The following is a 15,242-nucleotide window of genomic DNA, read 5'->3' as shown; positions in this document are numbered from 1 at the left end:
TCGCATCTTTGTTCGCATACCCGTAAAATCGGCACTTTTCGCATCAAAATTCTTTTTTGAACACGATACTGACTTTGCTGTAGTCCATTTTTTCCTCATAAAAATGGTGTGCACTCGTGCGTTGTAACCCTGAAGATAATGCAATCGATTCGTAATTGTGTTTTTTCCCCCATTGCTCAACGTGTGTAAGCAATTTATCGCCATAGCCCTTAGATCGACCTGATTTGTCCGTCACTAAGTCACATACCCATAGCGAGCGCCCGTAATAGAGTGTAATCATCGGTTTAAAGCCAATAACCGCTTTTAACTCGCCATTATCCCGTAATCCGAGCATCTGGTAACGTTCTTTTGCTTCAGACTCATACACGAGCTCCAAGTACTCTTCCAAATCTAAATGGGTACGGAGCTGACTCATAATCGGAAAAGCTTCAATCAGTTCTTCTTCATTTGTCAATGGAACAATTGTAATTTCATCCATAGGTATCGCCTCCGGAACCCCGTTACTTAGTGCACTGGGGTTTCTTTCATTGTTCCACGACTATCATTGACAAGCAAGCCCTTTTTCAAATGGAGTACCCGATCCCCTAACTTTTCAGCCTCTAATCGGCTATGAGTCACTATAAGGAATGGGATTTTCCATAATTCATGTAACCGGAGTAACTCATTTTGGCACTCCTCGCGCGTTTCTTCATCCAAAGCGGATAATGGCTCATCCAATAGAAGCAAATCAGGCTCTGTAGCAAGCGCACGAGCAAGAGCAACCCGTTGTTTCTCCCCGCCAGAAATCTGATGAGGATACTTGTCCAACAAATGGCTTATGCCAAGCACCGTCAGTAATTGTTCGATGATAAAACCAGTCGTCGCAGTAGTTTGCTTATGAAGGCCGTAGTGAATATTGCGTTCGACTGTCATATGTGGAAACAACGCATAATCTTGAAATAAGTACCCTATATTACGGGATCTCGTGGGTAATGAATTCCTCTTCCCATCAAAAAAACTCTTTCCATTGAGCGTAATCATTCCGCTATCAGGTTCATTTAATCCAGCAATGGCTTGCAAAATAGACGTCTTCCCTGCTCCTGAAGACCCCGCCAAAACAATAATTTCGTTATACGCTGTAAAACTAACATCCAGCTCGAAATGATCTAGCTGTTTCCTGATGGATACGTCTAACATCGAATCACCTGCCTATCTTTTTTCTGAAGCAAAGCGTCTTAAGTTCCGTTTACTCCACCAGTTTAACCAAAGAATTGTACTGAAACCGAGTGCTGTAATAATGACAACCCAAAACGTCGCTTTCTCCATCTTCCCCGCTTCTACTGCAAAATAGATTGCCATTGGAATCGTGTCCGTCTTACCTGGTATGTATCCAGCTAGCATGAGCGTTGCACCGAATTCACCAAGCCCTCTTGCAAACGAAAGAACAAGTCCCGCTAATAATCCCGGCCATGCAAGTGGAAACGTGATGGTTCTGAAAACCCGCCACTCAGAGGCCCCCATCGTCCGCGCCGCATCCCCTAACTTATTGTCTAGACTATCAAAAGCTGCCGCCGCACTTTGATACATGAGAGGGAAACTGACAACCACAGATGCAAGGACTGCAGCCGTCCAAGTAAATACAATTTGGATATCGAACGTCTCGAGTAACCAGTTACCAATCCAGCCCTTTTTTCCGAATAAAATCAGCAGACCGAAACCTACGACAGTCGGAGGTAAGACGAGCGGTAAGAGAAATAATGATTCAACTATCGATTTCCCCCAAAATAGTCGTTTCTCAAATAAATGTGCAAAAAACACACCGAACACAAATACGATGGTCGTGGAGATGACCGCTACTTTTATAGAAAGTAATAAAGGACTTAAATCCAAACCATCTACCTCCTTTGCTTACTTAAATCCGTACTTTGCTAGCGTTTCTTGGCCTTGATCACCTAGTAATGCATCGAAAAACTGTTGGGCTTCTGCCGGGTGTTGAGACTCTTTCAAAACGGCACCAGGGTAAACAATCGGTTCATGCCAGCTCGGATCTGATTCAGCGATTACTTTTACTTTATCAGAAATAAACGCATCACTCGAATAGACAACCCCGTAATCTGCATTTCCCAGTTCGACTTGAGTAAGCACTTGTCGCACGTCTGACGCAAGAACCAACTTGTCCTGCAACGGCTCCCATAGGTTTAAATGTTCAAATACTTCTCTTGTATAACGGCCCACTGGGACGCTTTCTGGTTCACCAATGACGAAATGATTAATCGAAGCTGGGTCAATCTCTTCAAAATTAGTAAGTGCTGAATCTGACTCTTCATTTGCAATTAAAACTAACACATTTTTTGTAAAATCTGTCCGCGTTGATGCATCTAGTAACTCTTCATTTTCAAGTGTATCCATATCTTTTTTACTTGCAGATAAAAATACATCAGCAGGAGCTCCATTTTCAATCGAAGTGGCAAGCTTTCCAGACCCGCCATACATGAACGTCAACTCCACATTCTCATGCTCTTTTTCATACATTTTTTTAAAGTCATCCAATGCATCGGTCAAACTGGCTGCAGCAGAAATGTGGAGCTCCACTTTATCCGTTTTATTAGCTCTATTTCCGTCAGACGCAGTCTTATTATTTGAACAACCCACCAATACTAGTAGCAAGATTGCCATCATGAGCCCAAAACGTATTTTATTCAAATCATTCTCCCCTTCACCATTTATATTTAATTATAACTATCTATATCTATTTATAACATAAGGGAACTCTCTTTATCTATATATAATTAAACAATTCTAACTATTGATCGTTATATCTCGTTGTGTCTATTGCAATAATTCTAAAAATAAGAGAAGATAGAAGAAAGAAATGGAGGGTTTGTAAGTTGAATTCACATGATAACGTTTCTTATACGACTGAAGATCTCGCTGACTTGCTGCAAGTCTCCAAATTAACTGTGTATGATCTTATTAAAAAAGGAGAAATCGTTGCATACCGAGTTGGTAGGCAAATGCGGATTGACGCTTCTGACTTTGAAGCTTATAAAGAACGCATGAAAAGTGGAACCGATCGCCCTGTGCCACAACCAACTCCACAACAAGTACCTGAACCGAAATCTGTTGAGCCAACTATCTTACAGAATCAGTCTATCCCCCCTCTCCCGCAACCACGGACTTTGCAACATGTAATCATTAGCGGACAAGATGTTACTCTGGACCTTTTAGCAAACGCAATCACCGCTACATCAAGTAACTATCGAACTCTCCGTTCTCACACTGGTAGTTTGAACAGTTTGCTCGCACTCGTTCAGGGAGAAGCTGATCTTGTCAGTACTCATCTTTTTGATGGGGATACAGGTTCCTATAACATCCCCTACATTCGAAGAATCTTAATTGGCCGAGAATATACTGTAGTTAACTTACTCTCCCGTTCGGCGGGTTTTTACGTTCAGCCCGGAAATCCGAAAAATATTAGAGGGTGGCGTGATTTAAACCGTAATGATATTCAATTTGTCAATCGTGAACTGGGATCTGGAATTCGAGTATTAACGGATGAACGACTGCGACTGGAAGGTATTCTACCAAAGACGATATCAGGCTATGAGAATATCGAGATGAATCACTTAGCAGTAGCAAGTAAAGTTGCAGCAGGAGAAGCGGATATTGGTGTTGGGATTGAAAAGAATGCTCACTTAGTGAACGTCGAATATATCCCCATGACGGAAGAACAATATGACCTAGTCATGATCAAACGTGAAGATAACAAAACATTGCGGGAAACAGTTTTGAACATCTTACAATCTGAAGCTTTTAAGAAAGAGCTTTCTGCTATAAAAGGTTATGACTTTTCTCAAATGGGAAGAATTTTATATGATACCCCATAAAACACTCTCCTGTATTTAGAGAGTGTTTTTGATTATCAGCTTTACATAATATAATTATGGTAAAGTTGAGTATAAAAAAACAGCCCTGCATATAAGCACGGCTGTTTTAACAGTTACTCTTTTTTGTCATAATTCGGACGTTCATAATGCATACGGATATCAACTTCATATTTGTTATAGCGCACTTTCAATAACCGGAACAAATGCGTAGTGAAGACTTTGAGTAACGCATAACCAGGTATCCCTAGTATGACACCCGCCACACCAAATAACGAACCTGCCGTCAGTAAGACGAAAATGATGGTAATTGGATGAATATGTAGGGTTTTCCCCATGATTTGTGGTGAAATGAACTTCCCTTCAATCAACTGAACAACAGTCCACACAATCGCAAGTTTTACGAGCATGAATGGTGAAGTGACAATAGCAATGATGATTGCCGGTGTAATGGCAATGACTGGACCAAGATATGGGACCACACTTGTGAACATGGCAAGCACACCAAGCAAGAGGGCGTATTTCATATCGATGATCAAGAAACCGATTGTTACCATCGCACCGATACATATCGCAACTAGGATTTGACCTTGGATATAAGCACTAATCTGATGGTCTGCATCCTTTAAAATCGACTGAGCATCATCACGCATTCTTGGTGGTAACAGTTTTATTACGTATTTCGGTAGATTCTCCCCATCCTTCAAAAGATAAAACAAGATGAACGGAACGGTAACAATAGAAAGAATGATTCCGGTCAACGTAGAGATAAACGTTGTCAAACCGGATGCAATGCCGCCAAGTGCATCAGCAACCATCTGTCCAATATTTTCAAGCCCCGAGTCCAGTAGCTCCGAAGCATTAATGTCCAGCTGATTGTAGTAAGGTGCAAATAGAGAATTGCTAAAAAATGAATCGAGAGTAAGAATTAGTTGATTGAAGTATGTTGGGAATTCCTCGACGAGCTTCCAAAATTGTATTTTCAAAAATGGTAAGACTAAAAACACGAGTAATGTGATCAGTCCGATTGCTGTCAGAAAAATAATTGCGATTCCCCATACTTTAGGGATTTTTATCTTTACTAATTTATCTAGCAGTGGTCGTAACAAGTAATATAAAATTGTTGCCAATATAATCGGTAACACCACTGTTGAAAATAGTACTTGTATCGGATAAAAGATGAACGATATTTTATCGAATATTAAAACGTTCAGACCGACAAGCAATAATACAATTAGTATGAAGAGTGTGGTCTTGCCTCCTAAGAACCGAATAATACGGTTCTTAGGAGGAATTCCATATTCCTCATTCTGATCATGGTCCTCATGCACTTCCCTCTTACCCGCCAAATCCCCCACTCCTTCATAAGTCGATTTCCTATCAATTTGCGATGAATGAACGAATCGCTTCACGATTCTGCTCCAGATTCACTTCAATAACCGAACCCGCATGTGAGTAATCTGCAAATGAATATGAACCTTTTACAGGAACAGTAAGAGTTTCTATATCTGCTCCGCCTTTCACTAACAAATTCGTCAGACGAGAAAGTTCTTCTTTAGATGTCAAATCTGTTTCTACGGTCTGAGAAATCACGCCTGCAATTTTGGGTGCACGAACTAACATTCCTGGAGTCATCGCCTGCTTTTTAACAGCTGCCAAAACTTCTTGTTGGCGTTGGACACGTCCAAAATCGCCTTCAGAATCTGCACGGAATCGGGCATACCCCAACAACTCTTTTCCATTTAACTGTTGAACGCCAGGCATTAATGTAACCCCGATTTTCTCAGACATTTCTTTCTTTACATCCATTTCTACTCCGTCTGGAAAGGCAGTGTCTGCGATGGTTTCAAAATTATCAAAGTCAACAATCGCATAGTGGTGTATAGGAATGTTGAACATTCCCGTGATGGTGTCTTTAGCACTTTGCACACCACCTAAATAATATGCCGTGTTAAGCTTGTACGACTTATATCCAGGAATATCCGCATAAATATCACGCATAAACGATACAAGTTTCATTGTTTTTGCTTGCTTGTCCCATGAAAGAACCATCATGGTATCGGTACGGGATCTCCCGCTGCCATCATCATCGACGCCGAGTAACAAATAGTTTTCAACAGATGACGTTGAAGGATCGAGCAAATCACCTTCAAAACTTCCCGGCTCTATAGCGTTTTTAGAAGCCATCCTTTTGCCCGCGATATATTGATAAGATGAAAAAAGTCCTATTCCAACAAACCCGAGTAAAAATAGAGTGACAAGTACTCTGCCTTTTCTCAATCTCCGTCGTCTCCGGCGTTTCGGGACTGGACCTTCATAGTGTTCTGACATTATTGTATTCCCCCAATAGTAAAGTCACAAAACAGGACGTTCTCTTGAATCGTTGGTTGCATAGTGTAAATCTAGTATATCATGCGCGAACACTGGACACTAAAAGAGTGAACGTCTAAGATGTAAGAATGGACTCAATTGAAAGAAGGTAGACAAGATGGAACAACTTGAAAAAGCAATTTTTGCTGGCGGCTGTTTTTGGTGTATGGTCAAGCCATTTACTGAATGGGAGGGTATTCATAAGGTCGTCTCCGGTTATATGGGTGGATCAGTCGAAAATCCAACATATGAGCAAGTAAAAGAAGGCAATTCAGGACATTTGGAAGTCGTTGAGATCACTTTTGACTCTGCGGTTTATCCATATGAGGACTTGTTAGAACTCTATTGGCCACAAATCGATCCTACAGATGCTGACGGCCAATTCCAAGATAGAGGTCACTCGTATACGACTGCTATCTTTTATACATCCGAACAGCAACGTTTAGCTGCAGAGCACTCTAAGAACAAACTTGCCGAAAGCGGCCGATTCACAAAACCGATCGTAACAGTTATCCGTCCCGCAGAAACGTTTTATGTGGCTGAAGACTACCACCAAGACTTTTATAAAAAAGAAAAAGAAGCATACGAAGCGGACCGTGCTCAATCAGGTCGTGACGAATTCATAGAAGCTAACTGGAAAGACCGCAAATAATGTGGTCTTTTTTATATCCCCCAAAACCCTTTACAGTAAGCCACCTCTTCACTCCTCCTAATACCAATCACAACCATCCATCTATCTGTAATGTTGAAGATCGATGTCACTTCCTTGAAAACGTTTGTCACACTATGTATAATTATAAGTTATTATGCAAGTGAGATAATAAAAACTATTAAAAAAGGACGTGTCTTGATGAGTAAGATGACAAAAGATGACATTCGAAAATATGCGAAAGACGAGAATGTGAATTTCATCCGACTCCAAATTACTGACATTCTCGGAATGATCAAGAGCGTAGAAATACCTGTTACACAGCTAGAAAAAGCCTTAGATAACAAAATGATGTTTGACGGTTCTTCTATTGAAGGGTTTACAAGAATTGAAGAATCAGATATGTATTTGATACCTGATCTAGATACTTGGATGGTGTTTCCTTGGCCCTCTGGTACCGGTAAAGTGGCCAGGCTCATTTGTGATGTAGCACAAGCTGACGGAACGCCTTTCCCTGGTGATCCACGCGGGAATTTAAAGCGGATTCTTAAAGAAATGACAGACATGGGATTCACAGACTTCAACTTAGGGCCTGAGCCTGAATTTTTCTTATTTAAGCTAGATCGTCATGGCGATCCCACAATGCACTTGAATGACCAAGGTGATTATTTCGACTTCGCCCCTCTCGATCTCGGGGAGAATTGTAGGCGGGACATCGTTTTACAGCTGGAAGAACTGGGTTTCGAAGTGGAAGCATCTCACCATGAATCAGCGCCTGGCCAACACGAAATCGATTTCAAATATGCAGATGCTTTAAAAGCTTGTGACAATATCCAGACGTTTAAACTCGTAGTAAAAACAATTGCAAGAGAACACGGTTTTCACGCAACCTTCATGCCGAAACCTATTTTTGGAGTCAACGGCTCTGGTATGCACTGTAATATTTCTCTATTCAAAGACGGGGAGAATGCATTTTACGACGAACAAGGAGAACTGAAACTAAGCGAAACTGCTTATCAGTTCATGGCAGGCGTCCTTAAACACGTTAAAGGTTTTACATCGATTACCAATCCCACAGTCAATTCTTACAAACGACTGGTACCCGGTTTTGAAGCTCCATGCTACGTTGCATGGTCCGCACAAAATAGAAGTCCTGCCATCCGAATTCCAGCTTCTCGAGGATTAAGTACGCGAATCGAAGTTCGATCAGTCGATTCAGTTGCGAATCCGTATCTAGCATTAGCCACAATCTTAAAAGCCGGTTTAAGTGGCATCGAACAGAACCTCACTCCAGGCGCCCCTTGTGACTATAACATTTATGAAATGAATGCCCATGAACTCGACGAATTAGGAATCGAAACATTGCCAACAGATCTGGATCATGCACTGATAGCTTTAGACAAAGACCCCGTGATGCAAGAAGCGTTAGGGAATCATATCTATACGAACTTCAGAGAAGTGAAGCAAAAAGAATGGGATAGCTACCGGATCACCGTCCATCCATGGGAAATTGAACAGTATCGTAGAATTTATTGAATAGCTATAGATAGAAACCCGCACACTCTCAAGCAATCGAGTGCGCGGGTTTCTATTTCTAATGAGACTACCTAAGATTACAATAAAAAGAATCCAATCCCCATAATGATGTAAGCTGCGAATAGAATCAGTCCTTCAAACCAATTCGATTCACCATCATTGGATAAACTAATAACAAGAAGCGCAGCGGTCACCATTGCAACTAATTCAGGGATCGTAAAGACAAGCGGCATTTGTTCTGGCATTAACATAGATATGAGGACAAGTGCAGGTGCGACAAACATTGCTACTTGCAATGTTGAACCGACTGCGATTTCAACGGACACGTTCATACGATTTTTCATTGCCATCGTAATCGCAGATACGTGCTCAGCAGCATTTCCTACAATTGCTACTATAATGACCCCAATAAATAATTCCGTCCATCCAAATTGCTCTCCAAGCGTCTCAAACGTGTGAACCAGTCGTTCTGAAACAAATGCAACGGCTATTGTACTCAATAACAATACTAAAATGGACTTCCCTTTACTCCACTCCGGGATTTCTTCCTCTTCAATCTCCTCATCCCCAGAAGCAAATACACCTCGATGGGTTACCAATTTGAAAAACAGACCGGACAAGTAAATGGCAATCAAGATCACAGAGACTCCGATACTTAGTTGAAACGTCGTCGTGGGATTCATAGTCGTTGAAAACACTTCTGGAATAACGAACGCAACAACAACCGCAAAAATCAGTAATCCGGAGTTATACCGAGAATCATGAAGACTGAAATTCTGCTTTTTGTACTTCAGACCTCCTGCAAAAAAGGATAGCCCAAGTACGAGAAGTAAGTTTCCTAGAACAGAACCCGTCAGTGAAGCTAATACAATTCCGATGAGACCGGCTTTCAACGTGAAAATCGAAATAATCAGTTCAACCGCATTACCAAATGTGGCGTTTAATAATCCTCCAATTCGAGGTCCACTAACGATCGCAAGACTTTCTGTAGCTCTTCCTATGAAACCCGATAGCCCGATAATCGTCATGCAACTCAGTGCAAACATTATGAGGTCTGACCAATTTAAAAATGCCCCGAGTGCAACAACGGGAACTCCTATAAAAACAACAATTGAAAAAATACGATTCAATACAATCCCCTCCTGCCCATACAATTTTCAGTATTTCAACCTATCCTTTCATTCCCTCATGGGTAAAACGACAAACCCACACTTCACCAACAACTGAAAAATTTCAATTTACTTGAAAAAAATTCTTGTAAATGGATACAAATTTGCGTATTATAAAAAATTATTATGCACCTATGATAATGACAAAACTTTAAAAAGGAAGTGGCCTGATGAAGAATACAACAAAAGACGACATTCGAAAATATGTGGTAGAAGATAATGTGAATTTTGTTCGTCTACAATTCACAGATATTCTCGGAATGATTAAGAACGTTGAAATTCCCATCAGCCAGCTTGAAAAAGCGCTCGATAATAAAATGATGTTTGACGGTTCATCAATCGAAGGATTTGTGAGAATTGAAGAATCTGATATGTACTTAATTCCAGATTTAAATACGTGGATGGTGTTCCCTTGGCCATCTGGAACTGGAAAAGTTGCGCGTCTCATTTGTGACGTTTCACTAGCAAACGGCGAACCGTTCCCTGGTGATCCAAGAGGGAACTTAAAACGAATACTTGCGGAAATGGAAGAGATGGGGTTCTCTGATTTTAACTTAGGGCCAGAACCTGAATTCTTCCTATTTAAATTAGACAGCAACGGGGAACCGACTATGGAATTGAACGACCATGGAGATTACTTCGACTTCGCTCCTCTAGATCTCGGTGAAAATTGCAGACGTGATATTGTTCTTGAGTTGGAAGCACTCGGATTTGAAGTGGAAGCGTCTCATCACGAGGCAGCTCCTGGTCAGCACGAAATCGATTTTAAGTATGCAGATGCGTTAACAGCTTGTGACAATATCCAGACATTCAAACTCGTTGTGAAAACAATCGCACGTAAACACGGGCTACACGCAACGTTCATGCCAAAACCAATCTTTGGTGTCAACGGTTCAGGCATGCACTGCAACATTTCTCTATTCAATAATGGGGAAAACGCATTTTTCGATGAAAGCGGCGAAAGAAAGTTGAGTAAGACCGCGTATCAGTTCATGGCTGGTGTACTTGACCATGTTGAAGGATTTACAGCAATTACAAATCCAACCGTTAACTCCTACAAACGTCTTGTTCCTGGTTATGAAGCACCTTGCTACATCGCATGGTCTGCTCAAAACAGGAGCCCACTTATCCGAATTCCAGCGTCAAGAGGCTTAAGTACTCGAATCGAAGTACGTTCCGTCGATTCTGTTGCAAATCCTTATTTAGCTTTGGCAGCGATTCTTAAATCTGGACTGGATGGAATTCGACGTGATCTCGATCCTGGTAAACCATGTGATCGTAATATTTATGAAATGAATGCTTCAGAACGACAAAAAGAAGGGATCGCAACCCTGCCTACCGACCTAGATCATGCACTTTTAGCATTGGGTGAGGATACGGTTATTCAAGAAGCGCTAGGTAGTCACATTTATGCGAATTTCAAAGAGGCCAAACAGCGGGAATGGGATAGCTACCGGATCACGGTTCATCCATGGGAGCTTGAGCGTTATATGAAGATTTATTAATCCTTTCTAACTCCTAAAAAAGCCGGACACTCTAATTTTAGAGTGTCCGGCTTTTCATATTATGACTCTTTTGGAACGTAGTTCTTTTTCATTTCTTCGAATTCCTTGTCGGAACAAAGGACGAAGTGTTCAGGAGCGATTTCTCGGAACTCCACATGCTCATCAGAACCATAGTTATGATCTTTTGGATTATATGGAGTTCGTACACGTGAGCGCTCGTAAATTGGATCTGGAAGAGGGATTGCTGAAAGCAATGACTTCGTATATGCGTGCATCGGGTTACGATACAGCTCATCCGCAGATGCCATCTCAACTAGTTTACCAAAGTACATAACACCAATACGGTCAGAAATGTATTTTACCATCGACAAATCGTGTGCGATGAACAAATAAGTCAATCCGCGTTCTTCTTGTAACTCCTTAAGCAAGTTGACGACCTGAGCTTGGATGGATACGTCCAAAGCGGAGATCGGCTCATCCGCGATGATGAATTCAGGATCCACTGCAAGCGCTCGTGCAATCCCGATACGCTGACGTTGACCACCTGAGAACTCGTGAGGATAACGCTCTGCGTGTTCTCTATTCAGCCCAACTGTTTCAAGCAAAGAAATTACTTTTTCTCTGCGCTCTTTTTTAGAACTAGCAAGACCGTGAACATCGATACCTTCAGCGATAATGTCCATTACCTTCATCCGTGGATTCAGTGAAGCATAAGGATCCTGGAAGATCATCTGCATCTTACGGTTGAAATCCTTATTAGCAGCTTTTGTTTTCTTATCTTGAACGTTCACTCCGTTAAAGAGCACTTCTCCATCAGTTGCATCATAAAGTCGGATAATTGTACGCCCTGTCGTAGATTTACCACAACCGGATTCTCCAACAAGACCAAATGTTTCACCCCGGTTGATGGCAAAGCTAATGTCGTCAATTGCACGAACTTCAGAGGCCTTACCTTCATTAAAATATTGTTTTAAATTCTTTACTTCAAGTAATACATCAGACATTACGCACGTCCTCCTGTCGCTTCATAGTATCTGCTACCTGGGAAAGTACGCATACGCTCAATGATTCCTGCAGGTGGCTCTACTTGCGGAGCTTGTGGATGCAACAACCAAGTTGCAGCATAATGCGTATCGCTCACTCGGAAAAATGGAGGTGGCTGTTCCATGTCAATTTTCAGTGCATACTCACTACGCAGAGCAAATGCATCTCCCTTAGGAGGATTCAACAAATCAGGAGGTGTCCCTGGAATGGCATACAACTTTTCTTCATTGAGATCCATAGAAGGCATCGAACTTAATAGCCCCCATGTATAAGGATGTTGAGGATTATAGAAAATCTCATCAACCGTACCGATTTCAACAATCATTCCGCCGTACATAACAGCTACGCGGTCTGCTACGTTTGCTACTACACCTAAATCGTGTGTAATGAAGATGATTGACGTATCAATTTTCTTTTGGATATCTTTCATCAGTTCTAAAATTTGAGCTTGAATCGTTACGTCCAATGCGGTTGTTGGTTCATCAGCAATCAAAATCTGAGGATTACATGCAAGCGCAGTTGCAATAACGATACGCTGACGTTGTCCACCTGAAAACTGGTGAGGATACATTTTGTAACGGTTTTCGGCATTTGGAATCCCAACCATGTTCAGCAATTCAATCGCAACTTTACGCGCTTTCGCTTTGCTAACTTTTTGGTGCTTCAAAATCGGTTCCATAATTTGTTTACCGATCGTCATCGTCGGATTCAATGAAGTCATTGGATCTTGGAAGATCATCGAAATATCTTTACCTCGGATTTTTTGCATTTCCCGTTCAGGTAATTTTGTTAAATCTTTTCCATCAAATAGGATTTCACCATTTTTAAATTCTGAGCTTGACTCTGGTAACAACCGCATGATGGATTTCGTCGTTACGGATTTACCAGAACCTGATTCCCCAACAATCGCAAGTGTCTCCCCTTTGTTTAAATCGAAATTCACTCCACGGATCGCTTTCACTTCACCAGCAAACGTATGGAAGGAAAGCTCTAAATCTTTAACTTGTAATATTTTACTCATTTCGCTTTCCTCCTATCAGTCTTTCATTTTCGGATCAAGTGCATCACGTAACCCATCACCAATTAAGTTAAATGCAATCATCAAGATACTAATGACAAGGGCCGGGAACAATAATACATAAGGTTGGAATTCCATAACTTTGAAGCCATCATTAATAAGAGTACCTAGTGAAGCAGATGGCGGTTGTAGTCCGAGTCCAATGAAACTAAGAAACGCTTCAAAGAATATTGCATTCGGAATTGTAAACATTGTATTAATGACAATAATCCCTAACACGTTGGGCAACAAATGCTTTGAAATAATCTTAGAATCATTCGATCCTAAAGTTCGAGCAGCTAAGACAAATTCTTGGTTTTTAAATTTCAAGATTTGAGCACGGACAATACGCGACATTCCAATCCATCCGGTAATGGAAATAGCGATGATGATTGCCATGAGTCCTGGTTCCATGATCATCAGCATGAGAATAACAACAATCAATGTCGGAATACCAATTAGTATCTCAACAACTCGTTGCATGATGTCATCTGTACGACCGCCGAAGTAACCAGAAATTCCTCCGTAAATTACACCGATAACTAAGTCAATCATTGCAGCAACGAATGCAATTAGCAATGAAATTTGAGTTCCTTCCCAAAGGCGTGTAAATAAGTCACGACCTAAACCATCTGTTCCAAACCAATAATACTCATCAACTTTTTTCATTGCATATAAATCTACTTTTTCACCACTCAAGTTACCGTAACCATCCATTATCCCCATTTTTTCAATTCCAGGCATTTTAGGTGGTAAGTTTGCGTGTCTTAAGTTTTGAGTAGTTCCATCATGACCGTTCAAATGAGGTCCAATTAGCGCCATGAGTACTACCAAAACAAGTACAACCATACTAATGATCGCTGCTTTGTTTTTACGAAGGCGTAACCAAGCATCTTGCCAGAAACTCAAACTTGGCTTCTCAATCCGTTCAGCTTTCGAGCTATCGATATGGACACGTTCAAATTGTTCTTGTGGCAGCTGTTCGATATCTTTTTTCATTATGCTTTCCCTCCAGCCACGCGGATACGAGGATCAATGACACCATATAAAATATCCACAATAAAGATGACAACAATTAGGAATGCTGAGAAGAATAATGTCGTACCCATAATTGTTGCAAAGTCATTCACCATAATTGAAGAAACAAACTGCTCACCGATTCCAGGAATTGCAAATATTTGCTCAACAACGAGTGAACCTGTTACTAAACCTGCTGCTACGGGACCTAAAACCGTAATCAAAGGAATTAATGCATTTCGGAATGCGTGTTTAAATGCAATTTCAAAACCACTAGCCCCTTTTGCTTTTGCAAGTGTAATGTAGTCTGATCCCATAACTTCAATCATTTCTGTACGGATGAAACGTGCAGATAATGCTAACGGTCCCATCGCCAACGCGAGAGATGGAAGGATACTAGATTTCCAACCGTCGTTCCAAAGTCCGACTGGAAGAAGATGCCACTGTGAACCAACATAATATTGAAGAAGTGTTGCAAATACGAATGAAGGAATTGAAATTCCTAATATGGCAAAAAAGGTGCTTCCATAATCCCAGAAAGTATTTTGTTTTAGTGCTGCAATCATACCGAGCAATATCCCAACTATCGTTCCGAAGACCATTGCTTGGATTCCGAGTATAAAGGATGGCTTCATACGCGAAGCAAGTAGATCATTTACGCTTTTCCCTTTAAACGCAAATGATGTTCCTAAGTCACCTTTTGCCAAGTTCTTCATATAGATTGCATACTGAACAGGTTTCGGTTTATCAATTCCATATTTCTTTTCAACTATAGCTTTTTGCGTATCATTCAATTTGCTGTATGACTGAATGGGTGAACCCGGTAACGTTTGCATTAAGAAAAATGTAGCAGTCGCAATGAGAAACATTGTGATGAACATATAAATTATTCGTTTTCCAATATATTTAACCATAGTGCACCTCCAGATCTATGTACCACTACTCTATGTGAAACCAATTGTCGGTTTGTTTTCAAAATGAAAGCACTTACAAAACATTCGCAATACTCGATATTATTAAAAAGAGAGCATA

General features: G+C 41.0%; 15 protein-coding genes. 4 read left to right on the top strand and 11 right to left on the bottom strand.

The features are described 5' to 3' along the window. Positions 1-43 precede the first annotated feature (43 nt). Genes M3197_RS06850 through modA form a run of 4 tightly spaced genes read right to left on the bottom strand, consistent with a single transcriptional unit; the run spans position 44 to position 2,682 of the window. Positions 44-478: a GNAT family N-acetyltransferase gene (locus tag M3197_RS06850; protein ID WP_251659922.1), complete on the bottom strand. Its 435-nt coding sequence runs from the start codon at positions 476-478 to the stop codon at positions 44-46. A gap of 26 nt (positions 479-504) precedes the next feature. Next, complete coding sequence (locus M3197_RS06845; RefSeq protein WP_251659921.1) at positions 505-1,176, bottom strand: ATP-binding cassette domain-containing protein; 672 nt, start codon at positions 1,174-1,176, stop codon at positions 505-507. 12 nt (positions 1,177-1,188) lie between these two features. Then, a complete protein-coding gene (gene modB, locus M3197_RS06840) occupies positions 1,189-1,869 on the bottom strand; it encodes a molybdate ABC transporter permease subunit (RefSeq protein WP_251659920.1) in 681 nt (226 codons plus the stop codon). An 18-nt stretch (positions 1,870-1,887) separates the two neighbouring features. Beyond that, positions 1,888-2,682, bottom strand: a complete 795-nt coding sequence (gene modA / locus M3197_RS06835; protein ID WP_251659913.1) for a molybdate ABC transporter substrate-binding protein — start codon at positions 2,680-2,682, stop codon at positions 1,888-1,890. 185 nt (positions 2,683-2,867) lie between these two features. Here modA and M3197_RS06830 point away from each other — a divergent pair, with 185 nt between their 5' ends. Next, positions 2,868-3,866 (top strand): substrate-binding domain-containing protein, encoded by a 999-nt coding sequence (locus tag M3197_RS06830; RefSeq protein ID WP_251659911.1) that lies wholly within the window; start codon positions 2,868-2,870, stop codon positions 3,864-3,866. Positions 3,867-3,979: 113 nt separating this feature from the next. On the opposite strand, the gene M3197_RS06825 is transcribed toward M3197_RS06830, so the two are convergent. After that, positions 3,980-5,158 (bottom strand): AI-2E family transporter, encoded by a 1,179-nt coding sequence (locus M3197_RS06825; protein WP_251660141.1) that lies wholly within the window; start codon positions 5,156-5,158, stop codon positions 3,980-3,982. An 85-nt stretch (positions 5,159-5,243) separates the two neighbouring features. After that, the gene (locus M3197_RS06820) at positions 5,244-6,194 is read right to left on the bottom strand and encodes an LCP family protein (protein WP_251659909.1); all 951 of its coding nucleotides are present in this window, start codon (positions 6,192-6,194) and stop codon (positions 5,244-5,246) included. Between the two features lie 157 nt (positions 6,195-6,351). On the opposite strand from M3197_RS06820, the gene msrA reads away from it, so the two are divergent. Both msrA and glnA (M3197_RS06810) read left to right on the top strand, forming a co-directional pair. Continuing rightward, positions 6,352-6,885, top strand: a complete 534-nt coding sequence (gene msrA, locus M3197_RS06815) for a peptide-methionine (S)-S-oxide reductase MsrA (RefSeq protein ID WP_251659908.1) — start codon at positions 6,352-6,354, stop codon at positions 6,883-6,885. Positions 6,886-7,083: 198 nt separating this feature from the next. Beyond that, the gene (gene glnA / locus M3197_RS06810) at positions 7,084-8,418 is read left to right on the top strand and encodes a type I glutamate--ammonia ligase (protein ID WP_251659906.1); all 1,335 of its coding nucleotides are present in this window, start codon (positions 7,084-7,086) and stop codon (positions 8,416-8,418) included. A 77-nt stretch (positions 8,419-8,495) separates the two neighbouring features. Here glnA (M3197_RS06810) and cax read toward each other — a convergent pair whose 3' ends face one another. Further along, positions 8,496-9,554: a calcium/proton exchanger gene (gene cax / locus M3197_RS06805; protein WP_432813982.1), complete on the bottom strand. Its 1,059-nt coding sequence runs from the start codon at positions 9,552-9,554 to the stop codon at positions 8,496-8,498. Positions 9,555-9,757: 203 nt separating this feature from the next. Here cax and glnA (M3197_RS06800) point away from each other — a divergent pair, with 203 nt between their 5' ends. Beyond that, entirely contained in the window at positions 9,758-11,092 is a 1,335-nt protein-coding gene (glnA, locus tag M3197_RS06800; RefSeq protein ID WP_251659902.1) for a type I glutamate--ammonia ligase, read from the top strand. Positions 11,093-11,151: 59 nt separating this feature from the next. On the opposite strand, the gene M3197_RS06795 is transcribed toward glnA (M3197_RS06800), so the two are convergent. Genes M3197_RS06795 through opp3b form a run of 4 tightly spaced genes read right to left on the bottom strand, consistent with a single transcriptional unit; the run spans position 11,152 to position 15,124 of the window. Beyond that, positions 11,152-12,096 carry an ABC transporter ATP-binding protein gene (locus M3197_RS06795; RefSeq protein ID WP_251659898.1) on the bottom strand — a complete coding sequence of 315 codons (945 nt, stop codon included), beginning with the start codon at positions 12,094-12,096 and terminating at the stop codon, positions 11,152-11,154. Continuing rightward, positions 12,096-13,157, bottom strand: coding sequence for an ABC transporter ATP-binding protein (locus M3197_RS06790; RefSeq protein ID WP_251659890.1), 1,062 nt, complete (start codon positions 13,155-13,157; stop codon positions 12,096-12,098). The genes M3197_RS06795 and M3197_RS06790 overlap by 1 nt, the downstream gene beginning before the upstream one ends. Positions 13,158-13,172: 15 nt before the next feature. Further along, complete coding sequence (opp3C, locus tag M3197_RS06785) at positions 13,173-14,192, bottom strand: oligopeptide ABC transporter permease (protein ID WP_251659888.1); 1,020 nt, start codon at positions 14,190-14,192, stop codon at positions 13,173-13,175. Continuing rightward, positions 14,192-15,124 (bottom strand): oligopeptide ABC transporter permease, encoded by a 933-nt coding sequence (gene opp3b / locus M3197_RS06780; RefSeq protein ID WP_251659886.1) that lies wholly within the window; start codon positions 15,122-15,124, stop codon positions 14,192-14,194. The genes opp3C and opp3b overlap by 1 nt, the downstream gene beginning before the upstream one ends. Between the last annotated feature and the right edge of the window lie 118 nt (positions 15,125-15,242).

Source organism: Sporosarcina aquimarina (assembly GCF_023715615.1).
Classification (GTDB): domain Bacteria; phylum Bacillota; class Bacilli; order Bacillales_A; family Planococcaceae; genus Sporosarcina; species Sporosarcina aquimarina_A.
This window is presented reverse-complemented; position numbering and strand designations above follow the sequence as displayed.

Excerpts from the sequence above, each read along its gene's own strand:
- opp3b (WP_251659886.1), bottom strand. The coding sequence starts at position 15,124 with ATGGTTAAATATATTGGAAAACGAATAATTTATATGTTCATCACAATG.
- glnA (WP_251659902.1), top strand. The coding sequence starts at position 9,758 with ATGAAGAATACAACAAAAGACGACATTCGAAAATATGTGGTAGAAGAT.
- M3197_RS06795 (WP_251659898.1), bottom strand. The coding sequence starts at position 12,096 with ATGTCTGATGTATTACTTGAAGTAAAGAATTTAAAACAATATTTTAAT.
- M3197_RS06845 (WP_251659921.1), bottom strand. The coding sequence starts at position 1,176 with ATGTTAGACGTATCCATCAGGAAACAGCTAGATCATTTCGAGCTGGAT.
- msrA (WP_251659908.1), top strand. The coding sequence starts at position 6,352 with ATGGAACAACTTGAAAAAGCAATTTTTGCTGGCGGCTGTTTTTGGTGT.
- M3197_RS06790 (WP_251659890.1), bottom strand. The coding sequence starts at position 13,157 with ATGAGTAAAATATTACAAGTTAAAGATTTAGAGCTTTCCTTCCATACG.
- opp3C (WP_251659888.1), bottom strand. The coding sequence starts at position 14,192 with ATGAAAAAAGATATCGAACAGCTGCCACAAGAACAATTTGAACGTGTC.
- glnA (WP_251659906.1), top strand. The coding sequence starts at position 7,084 with ATGAGTAAGATGACAAAAGATGACATTCGAAAATATGCGAAAGACGAG.
- M3197_RS06820 (WP_251659909.1), bottom strand. The coding sequence starts at position 6,194 with ATGTCAGAACACTATGAAGGTCCAGTCCCGAAACGCCGGAGACGACGG.
- M3197_RS06850 (WP_251659922.1), bottom strand. The coding sequence starts at position 478 with ATGGATGAAATTACAATTGTTCCATTGACAAATGAAGAAGAACTGATT.